Genomic DNA, 10,274 nt, shown 5'->3' on the forward strand with positions numbered 1-10,274 from the left:
GGTTTTGTGAACGGCACAGACCTCTGTGGGAGCGAGCCTGCTCGCGATGCTTTTATGGAGCCCACCCCGGTTTTCTTTTTTGCACAAAGGCCATGGTCCCCTCGACACCCTCAGCCCCGGTCACCGCTTCGCTGAACCACTCAGCCGCTTGATCCAGCAACTCACCCGACGGCTGTACCGCACTGGCCAACAGCAATTTCTTGGTCGCCGCATTCGCTTGCGGCGCACAACACAGCACATGGGCCAGCACCTCATCGAGGCGCTCGGCCAATGCTTGCGGATCATGTTCGACGAAGTGCACCAGACCCATTCGCCGCGCCTGAGTGCCATCGAAGCGGGCCGCCGTCAGGGCCAGGCGCCGGGCCTGGGTCAGGCCGATGCGCTGGACCACGAACGGCGCGATCTGCGCCGGCAACAGGCCGAGACTGGTTTCCGGCAGGCCGAATTGCGCCTGATGATCGGCAAGGGCGATATCACTGACGCAGGCCAGGCCAAAGCCGCCGCCCAGCACCGCGCCCTGCAGCACAGTGATCACCACTTGCGGCGCGTGCTGGGTTTCTTCCAGCAGGGCGCCGAACGCACGGTTCAATTCGCGGTACGCCGTCGCGCCCTGGGCGCGGGCGTTGGCCATGTCCTTGATGTCGCCGCCCGCACAGAAGTGGCCGTCGGCACCGCTGATCACCAGCGCGCGAACAGCGCGGTCATCACGCACCGCCGCCAGCACCGCGCGCAGTTCGCCGACCATCTCCAGGCTCATCGCGTTGCGGCTTTGCGGGCGATTGAGGGTGATGTGCAGCACGCCGTTGTGCGGCTCCAGCAGCAAGGTCTGGCAAACCGGCAGGCTGCTCATTTCCTTTTCCCCGGCAGGATGCCCATGAGTTTGCAGATGATCCCCAGCATGATTTCGTCGGCACCGCCGCCGATCGACACCAGCCTCACATCACGGTAGGCGCGGGCCACCGGGTTGTCCCACATGAAACCCATGCCGCCCCAGTATTGCAGGCAACTGTCGGTCACTTCGCGACCCAGCCGACCGGCCTTGAGCTTGGCCATGGAGGCCAGGCGGGTGACGTCCTGGCCTTTGACGTATTGCTCGGTGGCCTGATAGACCAGCGCGCGCAGGCATTCGATTTCGGTCTGCAACTCGGCCAGGCGGAAGTGAATGACCTGGTTGTCGATCAGCGCGCTGCCGAAGGTCTTGCGCTCCTTGCAGTACTCGATGGTGCTGTCGACGCAATATTCCAGGCCCTTGATCATGTTCGCCGCGCCGAACAGGCGTTCTTCCTGGAACTGCAGCATCTGCATCATGAACCCCGCGCCTTCATGGCCGATGCGGTTGCGCTGCGGCACGCGCACGTTGTCGAAAAACACCTGGGCGGTTTCAGAACTGCGCATGCCGAGCTTGTCCAGGTGCGAGCTGAGGCTGATGCCCGGTGTGTTCATCGGCACCATGATCAGCGACTTGTTGATGTGCGGCTTGTCGTCGGAGGTGTTGGCCAGCAGGCAGATGAAGTCGGCACTGGGCGAGTTGGTGATCCACATCTTGCTGCCGTTGATCACGTAGTCGTCGCCGTCCTTGCGCGCGGTGGTTTTCAACCCGGCCACGTCGGAACCGGCACCCACTTCGGAGACGCCGATGCAGCCGACCTGCTCGCCAGTGATCGCCGGACGCAGGAACTCGTCGCGCAATTCATCGGAGCCGAAGCGTGCCAGGGCCGGGGTGCACATGTCGGTCTGCACGCCGATGGACATCGGGATGCCGCCGCAATGAATGGTGCCGAACTCTTCGGCGGCGACGATCGAGTAGCTGTAGTCCAGGCCCATGCCGCCGAATTTTTCCGGTTTGGAAATACCCAGCAGACCCAGCTCGCCGGCTTTGCGGAAAATCTCGTGGATCGGAAAGCGCCCGGCCTTTTCCCATTCTTCGACATGAGGATTGATCTCGTGATCGACGAATTGGCGGACGGTGCGGCGCAGTGCTTCGTGTTCCTGGGTGAAGATCATTTTTATTGTTCTCCTGACGAACCCGCTCGTTCCCACGCTCTGCGTGGGAATGCCTCAATGGACGCTCTGCGTCCGCTTTTGGGACGCAAAGCGTCCCGGGCTGCATTCCCACGCAGAGCGTGGGAACGATCAAACTAAAAACGCGCTACACCAAAACTGTTGGCTTGCAGCGGCCGCACCTCGGCCTCGTGACAGATATCCAGCAGGTAACCGAGCAGGGTCCGGGTATCGCGCGGATCGATCAGGCCGTCGTCCCACAGGTTGGCGCTGCCGTAGAGCGCGGTGGATTGGGCATCGAGTTTCTGCGCGGTGACCTGTTCCAGCATGTCGAGCATTTTCGGGTCGGGCACCAGGCCGTCCTTGGCCTGTTTGGCCTCGGTGACAATGCGCAGCACCTTGCCGGCCTGGGCACCGCCCATCACCGCGGTGCGGCTGTTGGGCCAGGCGAAGATGAAGCGCGGGTCGAGGCCACGGCCGCACATCGCGTAATTGCCGGCGCCATAGGAGCCGCCGACGACAATGGTGAGTTTCGGCACCCGGGCATTGGCCACCGCCTGGATCATCTTGGCGCCGTGCTTGATCACACCTTGCTGTTCCGATTCGGTGCCGACCATGAAACCGGTGGTGTTGTGGAAAAACAGCAACGGGGTCTGGCTCTGGTCGCACAGTTGAATGAACTGTGCCGCCTTGCTCGCGCCCTTGGGCGTGATCGGGCCGTTGTTGCCGATGAAGCCGCAGGTGCGTCCGTGGATTTTCAGGTGACCACAAACGGTCTGTTGATCGAACTCGTTCTTGAAGTCGAGAAAGTTCGAGCCGTCGGCGATACGGGCGATGATTTCCCGCACGTCATAGGGTTTTTTCGGATCGTCCGGGATCAGCCCCAGCAGTTCATCGACGGGGTAGAGGGGATCTTGCCATTGCGCCTGGGCCACCGGCGGCAACTGCTCGTTCCAGGACAGCAGGCTGACGATCTCGCGCACCTGACGCACACCATCGGCATCGTTTTCGGCCAGGTACTCGGCGGTGCCGGCGAGCTGCGCGTGCATCTCGGCGCCACCGAGTTCTTCATCCGTGGCGATTTCGCCGGTGGCCGCCTTGAGCAATGGGGGGCCGGCGAGGAACAATTTGGCCTTGCCGCGCACCACCACCACGTAGTCCGACAGCCCCGGCTGATAAGCGCCGCCCGCCGTGGCCGAGCCATGCACCACGGTAATCTGCGGCAGGCCCATGGCCGACATCCGCGCCTGATTGGCAAAGCTGCGCGCGCCTTCGACGAAAATCTCCGCCGCGTAGTTGAGGTTGGCGCCACCGCTTTCGGCGAGGGTGATCACCGGCAGTTTGTTTTCCATGGCGATCTGTTGCAGTCGCAGGGACTTTTTCAGGCCGCTGGGGGAAATGGTCCCGCCCTTGATCGCGCTGTTGTTCGCCACGATCAGCGCCCGCACTCCGGACACGTAGCCGATCCCGGCGATCAGCCCGCCGCCGGCGGAACTGCCGTCCTTGTCGTCGTGCAGTTTGTAGCCGGCCAGGCTGGCCAGTTCGAGGAACGGTGCGCCAGGGTCCAGCAGCAGATTGAGGCGTTCGCGAGGCAGCAACTGCCCGCGCTTATCGAATTTGCCTTTGGCTTCGGCGGCCTTGTCCAGCAGGTTCTGTTCAAGTGCCTGGACCTGTTCGATCGCGGACAGCATCGCCTCCCGATTGCGGGCGAACTGTTCGCTGTGGGGATCGAGTTGCGACTGAATCACCGGCATGGGTTATTCCTTGTCCTTGAGCACTTCAGGAAGGTACGCACGGTGGAAGCCGTTGTACGACACGCTGTTGGTCGCCTTGTGAATCGGCCACGCCCGCCCGCCGAGGCTGGCGGCGCCATCGATGCGCAAGGTGCTGCCGCTGATGAAGGCCGCTGCCGGGCTGAGCAGGAAAACAATCGCCGCGCTGACTTCCGATTCGGTGCCGATGCGCTTGAGCGGCACATGCTCGCGCAAGGTCGGGATCACCGCCTTAAAGGCGCCTTCGTAGGTGTCCATGCCGCTGGAGGCGACCCAGCCCGGCGCCACGGCGTTCACCCGCACCCCGGCGTAACCCCATTCGAAGGCGGCGGTCTTGGTCAGGTTGTCCATGCCCGAACGCGCAGCACCGGAGTGACCCATGCCGGGCATACCGCTCCACATGTCAGCGAGCATGTTGACGATGGCGCCGCCGTGCTTGCTCATGGACTGGTTGAACACTTCCCGGGCCATGAGGAAACCGCCCACCAGGTTGGTGCGCACCACGGTTTCAAAACCCTTCTGGTTGATCGAGGCCAATGGTGACGGGTACTGCCCGCCGGCGTTGTTGACCAGGCCATGAATCGGCCCGTACTTGCGCACCAGTTCGCCGACCAGGTGCGTCACCGCCTCTTCATCGCGGATATCGCAGGTACTCCAGTCGGCCTTGCCACCGTCTTCGGCAATTTCGGCAGCGACGGTTTTCAACTTGTCGGCCTTGCGTCCCAACAGGATCACATGGGCGCCGAGGGCCGCCAGTTCGTGGGCGGTGCAGCGGCCTATGCCACTGCCGCCACCGGTGACGATGATCGTTTGACCGGCGAACAGATCGGCTTTGAAAATCGAATCGTAGGCCATGACGGCAGTCCTCTAGTTGACCTGGTCGGCGATGCGCTGGGGCACCGGAATCTGGATTTCCAGCAACTGCTGGGCGAAGGCCTTGCCCTGCGGGTCGATGCGCAGGCTGGCGACACCGCCGCCGCCCAGGGCGTTTTCCAGCAGGAAGTTCAGGCTGTGGGTGGCGGGCAAATACCAGCGCTCGACGCGCCCGAACACAGGGTCGAGGACGTGGCTCATCCAGTCGACGATCACTGCCGGTGTCAGCGCCTCGGCGATCCACGGCAGGAATTCGGGCTCGCGGGCCATGACCCCGATGTTGCTGTGGTTGCCCTTGTCGCCGGAACGGGCCACCGCGAGCTTGATCAGCGCGACACTGGCATCGGCGCGCTCGGTGGGTTTGGGGGGATCGACGGGAGCGGGCAGGTCGTCGGGATCGAGCGCATCGACGGCAGGCAGGGCGCAGGGGAAGCGCTGGCCGTTGATATCAATGTCCAACGCGCAGGCGTTTTTGTCGATGAGGAACGAGAACAGGCGGATCAGCGGATACACCGTCGGCCGCCCGCCGACAATCCCGGTCAGCCCCGGCGCCATGCCGGTGGCGGCCTGGGCGATTTCCCGGGAGAACAGCACCAGTGCCCGCTTGTCCGGATGCCGCACCGCCAGCTTGATGACCACTTCGCGGCTGTCCTGGCGCTGGCCATGAGGGCCATAGGTGGCCTCGCTGCCCAGCAGTTCGATGCTCACATCGGTATAGGGCGCCCAACCGTTGCGGGTGAAGAGTTCCGAGGTCTTGTTGATGATCGCCTGGCTGACGCGGCGGGCCTTGTCCACCGCATCGATGCCGGCGATCAAGCAACTGGCGGTGCATTTGAAGCCATCGGGAAAGGTTGCGCTGACCTTGTATTGATCGGTCGGCGGCAAGCCTCTGGCACCGTGCACCCGCACCGCGTTTTTACCCTGGGGCACCAGCTTGACCTGGGTGAAATCGCAGACCACATCGGGCAGCAGATAGGCCCGTGGATCGCCGATTTCATAGAGCATTTGTTCGCCCACGGTCAGCGGCGTGACCAGGCCGCCGGAACCTTCGGGCTTGCTGACGACGAACTGGCTGTCGGCGCTGACTTCGACGATGGGGAAACCGATGTGTTCGTAGTCGGGCACATCGCGCCAGTCGGTGAAATTGCCCCCGGTGCATTGCGCGCCGCATTCGATGATATGGCCGGCCAGCGCCGCCTGGGCCAGCTTGTCGTAGTCATGCCAGGACCAGCCGAACTCATGTACCAGCGCGGCGCTGACCACGGCGCTGTCGACCACGCGCCCGGTAATCACGATGTCGGCACCCAGGTGCAGGGCCTGGACGATGCCTGGCGCGCCGAGGTAGGCGTTGGTCGAGACGCACATGGGCGGCAGGGGCGCGCCGCTGAACATTTCATGAATCCCACGGGTACTCAGCTGTTTGAACTGCGGTTGCAGGTCATCGCCCAGCAGCACGGCGATCTTCAGGGCGACTCCGGCCTTGTCGCAGGCCGCTTGCAGGGCGGCGGCGCAGGCCTGTGGGTTGACCCCGCCGGCATTGCTGATCACGCGGATCTTTTGCTCGGCGAGCTGGACGAGCAGGGGGCTCAGGACTTCGACGAAGTCGCTGGCATAACCGGCCTGGGGATCTTTCATCCGCGCACCGGCCATGATCGACAGGGTGATTTCCGCCAGATAATCGAACACCAGGTAGTCCAGGCGTCCGCCGTCCACCAGTTGCGCGGCGGCGGTCGAGGTGTCGCCCCAGAACGCGCTGGCGCAACCGATGCGAATGGTTTTGGGCGCAGTCAATTCCATAACCCTCTCCGACAGAAGTGTTTCGAGACTACCAAGCAAGCGCTTGGTTTGTAAACGTTGGAAATACTTTCTGCCCGAGCGCTTGCTTGGTTGCCAATGCCAGCTTAAATTGCCCGCGCAAGTCCGCTGTTTTAGCGGTGATCGGCGTTGGTGATGGATCGACTGTAGGAGAGAACGGGTGGACGAGCAAAAAGCCCTGAGGGTCATGCGCGAATTGGTCGACAACGGCCAGTTGACCGATCCGGACAGCGCCCGTGGCAAGCTGCTGCAAGTGGCCGCCCACCTGTTTCGTAACAAAGGCTACGAGCGCACCACCGTGCGTGATCTGGCCGGCGCCGTGGGCATTCAGTCGGGCAGCATCTTCCACCACTTCAAGAGCAAGGACGAAATCCTGCGTGCGGTGATGGAAGAGACCATTCGCTACAACACCGCGCTGATGCGTGCGGCCATCGCCGAAGCCGAGAGCGTGCGCGAGCGGGTATTGGCGCTGATCCGCTGCGAATTGCAGTCGATCATGGGTGGCAGCGGCGAGGCCATGGCAGTGCTGGTCTACGAATGGCGTTCGCTGTCCGAAGATGGCCAAGAAAAAGTCCTGGCCTTGCGCGATATCTATGAAGACATCTGGCTGCAGGTGCTGGGCGAGGCCAAGAGTGCCGGTTTCATCCGCGGTGATGTGTTCATCACCCGGCGCTTCCTCACCGGGGCGCTGTCCTGGACCACTACCTGGTTTCGCGCCGGTGGCAGCATGAGCCTGGATCAGCTGGCCGACGAGGCGCTGATTCTGGTGCTGGAGGAAAAACAATAACTGCGTGTCGATGGGCAGGAAACTGGCTAACTGGGCGAAACCGCCTAGCTTGAATGCAACGACGCAGTATTTGGGGAGTGAGTAGTTTTGATGTCTTCGCCAATTCGGACGGCTTCGGGTCTTTTGCTGGCGCTGCTTGCGGCGTCATGGGTGTTGCCATCCCAGGCTGCGCAACTGGTGCGCATCGGCGCCGCGCATTTTCCCCCCTATACCGTGCGCCCGGAAAACGGTGCCGACACTGGCCTGCTGCCGCAACTGGTGGAGGCGCTCAATACCTCGCAAAGCGACTATCAATTCGTGCTGGTGCCTACCTCCATCCCCCGGCGTTTTGGTGATTTCAAACAGGGCCGGATTGACATGGCGATCTTCGAAAACCCTGCCTGGGGCTGGAAGGATATCCCCCACACCGACGTCGACATGGGCCTGGAAGACGCCGAGATTTTCGTCGCGCAACGCCGGCCCGAAAACCAGCCGGCGCGCCAGCAGGACTATTTCGCTGACCTGACGGGCAAGCGTCTGGCGCTGTTCAGTGGCTATCACTATGAGTTCGCCCACTTCAACGCCGACCCCAAATACCTCGCCACCACCTACAACGCCACGCTGACCTACTCCCATGACAGCAACCTGTTGATGGTGCTGCGCGGTCGCGCCGACATCGCCCTGGTCACGCGCTCCTACCTGAGCGACTACTTTCTGCGCAACCTGAAGGTCGCTGACGAGTTGCTGGTGTCCGATCGCATCGATCAGGTTTATCACCACTACGCCATCCTGCGTCCCGCCTCGCCGATCTCGGGCGAGGCCTTCGGGCACCTGCTGCAAGGGCTGCGGGACAACGGCCAGATGCTGAAGATTTTCGATCCGTACAAGATCGCGGTCGTGCCGGTCCCGCATTGATCGATCCAATTAATGTGGGAGCGAGCCTGCTCGCGAAAAACGCCAGAACAACGCGGTTCTTCAGAAAGGGCGCGTTATCGTTGACGCCAATCGCGAGCAGGCTCGCTCCCACAAGGGAATCGAGGCGCAATGCCTCGCTCGGTTTCTCTTAAATTTCTTGCCCCGGCTCACGTCCCATCGTTGAACTGTCGACGATTATCGTGAGCCCCATCCATGTCCAATCCGAATGACCTGACGACTCTCGACTTACCCACAGGCCACCGTCTTGTAGCCGATCAAAGCGCAAGCCGCCTGAGCCTCAGCCTTGATGATCAACCGCTGATCCAGCTGCGCGTGACCCGTGATCCCGAATGGCAACTGCAACTGGAAGAAGCCAGCGATCCCCCTTCCGGCCAGGGCATTTGGGCAGCCTGTTATTGGCTGTTCGCCCGCGACCCGGCCTGCCAGCAGCTGAACTTGCAGTTGGCTGAAGCACCGACCGAATCCCTGCTCGGCGGCTTGCTGATCCCCACGCAATTGCCTGGTGAATATCGTTGCGAGCGTGCGCTGTTCTGGCAGTTGCCGCAGCCCTGGTCGGGGCAATCGTTGACCGCGTGTTATCCACAGCAGATGGTCATCACCGGTGGCAAGCGTCATCCGCTGCGGCCGATCAAGCCGCAGGGTGAGGTGTATCGGCGTTTCGATACACGCCTGGGGATGTGGGTTTCCTTGCGCACGCTGGATATCGACCTCGATCTGGCGCGCTTCAATCGCTGGCAGAACAACCCGCGGGTCGCGAGTTTCTGGCAGGAGGAGGGCAGCCTCGAACAGCACCGCGAGTACCTGGGCAAACTCCAGGCCGATCCTCACACCCTGACGCTGATCGGTTGTTTCGACGATCAACCCTTCGCCTACTTCGAAGCCTACTGGGCCAAGGAGGACCGGATTTCACCTTTCTACGACGTCGCCGATTACGACCGTGGCATTCACATGCTGGTCGGTGAGGAAAACCACCGCGGCCCGCACAAGGTGGCGAGCTGGTTGTCGGCATTGACCCATTACCTGTTTCTCGACGACCCGCGCACTCAGCGAGTGGTCGCCGAGCCTCGCGCCGACAACGCGAAGATGATCGGCTACATGCAGGGGCAGCGTTTTCACTGCGAGAAAGAGTTCGACTTTCCGCACAAGCGTGCGGCGTTGATGGTGCTGGGGCGTGAGCGGTTTTTTGAGCGGTGCGGGTTGGCTTGATGCTTGGGACTCAAGGTCTTTGTTGATCTTGAGTCCGTCATCGCGAGCAGGCTCGCTCCCACATTGAATCTCCTGTGGGCACACAATTTGTGAACCACACAGATCAAATGTGGGAGCGAGCTTGCTCGCGATTGGGGGCGATGAAGTGTCAGATCCTACCGGCGGGCTGCGGCATCCGCACGACTGCCCGACACCTTGCGGCAATGCACCAGCGCATCGCGAATCATGAAGTTCACCAGGGTCGGCGAGACGCCGAGTTCCTTGGCGATGTCCTTCTGCGGCACGCCATGCAGGCGGTACATCTCGAAGGCGTAGCGGGTCCGGCTCGGCAGCTCGCTGAGGGCGTCGGCGATGTGTTCCAGAGTGGAGAAATTGATGTGCGACGTTTCCGGTGACGCCCCCTGAATCACCACGTTCAAGCCTTCCTCTTCCGGCCCCGAATACTTCAGTTCCAGTGCCTGCTTGCGGTAGTGATCGATCGCCAGGTTACGCACGATCTGGAACAGATAGCTGAGCTGGGCCTTGAACGAGGAGGTGATCTGCGGCGCCGATTGCAGGCGGAAAAAAGCGTCCTGCACCACGTCTTCGGCACGCGAGCGACAGCCGGTGATGCGCGCTGCAATCTTGACCAGAATCAGTCGATTGTCGACGAATGTCTGAAGTAGCGGCAAATCGCACCTGCTTGTGGACGCCCGTTCCGTCATGGAAAGCTCCGTCATGGAAATCACCCTTGCCAAATTGGTTGGTCGGACGGCGAGAAGGCCGGGCCGTCCGTCACATCGAGCGACAAATTAGGCTTAATGATAATGATTGTCAATTGAGAAAGAGAACTAATGCGCCGCGAAGGTGCAAAGTGAGAACGACGACACGCGAACGCTCTGCGATGCCGTCCCCAGCCCGATTGC

At 62.0% G+C, this 10,274-nt stretch carries 9 protein-coding genes; 3 read left to right on the top strand and 6 right to left on the bottom strand.

Features of this window, described 5'->3' with window-relative positions; genetic code table 11:
- Positions 1 to 52: 52 nt before the first annotated feature.
- From ABTV29_RS08615 to ABTV29_RS08635, 5 genes are all read right to left on the bottom strand, one after another.
- A complete protein-coding gene (locus ABTV29_RS08615; protein WP_433769669.1) occupies positions 53 to 850 on the bottom strand; it encodes an enoyl-CoA hydratase/isomerase family protein in 798 nt (265 codons plus the stop codon).
- Positions 847 to 2,004: a citronellyl-CoA dehydrogenase gene (atuD, locus tag ABTV29_RS08620; RefSeq protein WP_433769670.1), complete on the bottom strand. Its 1,158-nt coding sequence runs from the start codon at positions 2,002 to 2,004 to the stop codon at positions 847 to 849. Before atuD ends, ABTV29_RS08615 begins: the two co-directional genes overlap by 4 nt.
- Before the next feature lie 134 nt (positions 2,005 to 2,138).
- Entirely contained in the window at positions 2,139 to 3,755 is a 1,617-nt protein-coding gene (atuC, locus tag ABTV29_RS08625) for a geranyl-CoA carboxylase subunit beta (RefSeq protein WP_433769671.1), read from the bottom strand.
- 3 nt (positions 3,756 to 3,758) lie between these two features.
- A complete protein-coding gene (locus ABTV29_RS08630) occupies positions 3,759 to 4,628 on the bottom strand; it encodes an SDR family oxidoreductase (RefSeq protein WP_433769672.1) in 870 nt (289 codons plus the stop codon).
- A gap of 12 nt (positions 4,629 to 4,640) precedes the next feature.
- Entirely contained in the window at positions 4,641 to 6,443 is a 1,803-nt protein-coding gene (locus ABTV29_RS08635; RefSeq protein WP_433769673.1) for an acyclic terpene utilization AtuA family protein, read from the bottom strand.
- A 178-nt stretch (positions 6,444 to 6,621) separates the two neighbouring features.
- On the opposite strand from ABTV29_RS08635, the gene ABTV29_RS08640 reads away from it, so the two are divergent.
- From ABTV29_RS08640 to ABTV29_RS08650, 3 genes are all read left to right on the top strand, one after another.
- Positions 6,622 to 7,248 carry a TetR/AcrR family transcriptional regulator gene (locus ABTV29_RS08640; protein ID WP_433769674.1) on the top strand — a complete coding sequence of 209 codons (627 nt, stop codon included), beginning with the start codon at positions 6,622 to 6,624 and terminating at the stop codon, positions 7,246 to 7,248.
- A 90-nt stretch (positions 7,249 to 7,338) separates the two neighbouring features.
- The gene (locus tag ABTV29_RS08645) at positions 7,339 to 8,142 is read left to right on the top strand and encodes a substrate-binding periplasmic protein (protein ID WP_433769675.1); all 804 of its coding nucleotides are present in this window, start codon (positions 7,339 to 7,341) and stop codon (positions 8,140 to 8,142) included.
- Between the two features lie 213 nt (positions 8,143 to 8,355).
- On the top strand, positions 8,356 to 9,369 hold the full coding sequence (locus ABTV29_RS08650) for a GNAT family N-acetyltransferase (RefSeq protein ID WP_433769676.1): 1,014 nt from the start codon (positions 8,356 to 8,358) through the stop codon (positions 9,367 to 9,369).
- A gap of 155 nt (positions 9,370 to 9,524) precedes the next feature.
- Here ABTV29_RS08650 and ABTV29_RS08655 read toward each other — a convergent pair whose 3' ends face one another.
- A complete protein-coding gene (locus ABTV29_RS08655; protein ID WP_433771795.1) occupies positions 9,525 to 10,073 on the bottom strand; it encodes an RNA polymerase factor sigma-70 in 549 nt (182 codons plus the stop codon).
- Between the last annotated feature and the right edge of the window lie 201 nt (positions 10,074 to 10,274).

The sequence above is a fragment of the Pseudomonas putida genome (assembly GCF_050989985.1).
Classification (GTDB): domain Bacteria; phylum Pseudomonadota; class Gammaproteobacteria; order Pseudomonadales; family Pseudomonadaceae; genus Aquipseudomonas; species Aquipseudomonas putida_AI.

Coding starts and splice junctions, on each gene's coding strand:
- ABTV29_RS08615 (WP_433769669.1), bottom strand. CDS start 850: ATGAGCAGCCTGCCGGTTTGCCAGACCTTGCTGCTGGAGCCGCACAAC.
- ABTV29_RS08655 (WP_433771795.1), bottom strand. CDS start 10,073: ATGACGGAACGGGCGTCCACAAGCAGGTGCGATTTGCCGCTACTTCAG.
- atuC (WP_433769671.1), bottom strand. CDS start 3,755: ATGCCGGTGATTCAGTCGCAACTCGATCCCCACAGCGAACAGTTCGCC.
- ABTV29_RS08650 (WP_433769676.1), top strand. CDS start 8,356: ATGTCCAATCCGAATGACCTGACGACTCTCGACTTACCCACAGGCCAC.
- atuD (WP_433769670.1), bottom strand. CDS start 2,004: ATGATCTTCACCCAGGAACACGAAGCACTGCGCCGCACCGTCCGCCAA.
- ABTV29_RS08635 (WP_433769673.1), bottom strand. CDS start 6,443: ATGGAATTGACTGCGCCCAAAACCATTCGCATCGGTTGCGCCAGCGCG.
- ABTV29_RS08630 (WP_433769672.1), bottom strand. CDS start 4,628: ATGGCCTACGATTCGATTTTCAAAGCCGATCTGTTCGCCGGTCAAACG.
- ABTV29_RS08645 (WP_433769675.1), top strand. CDS start 7,339: ATGTCTTCGCCAATTCGGACGGCTTCGGGTCTTTTGCTGGCGCTGCTT.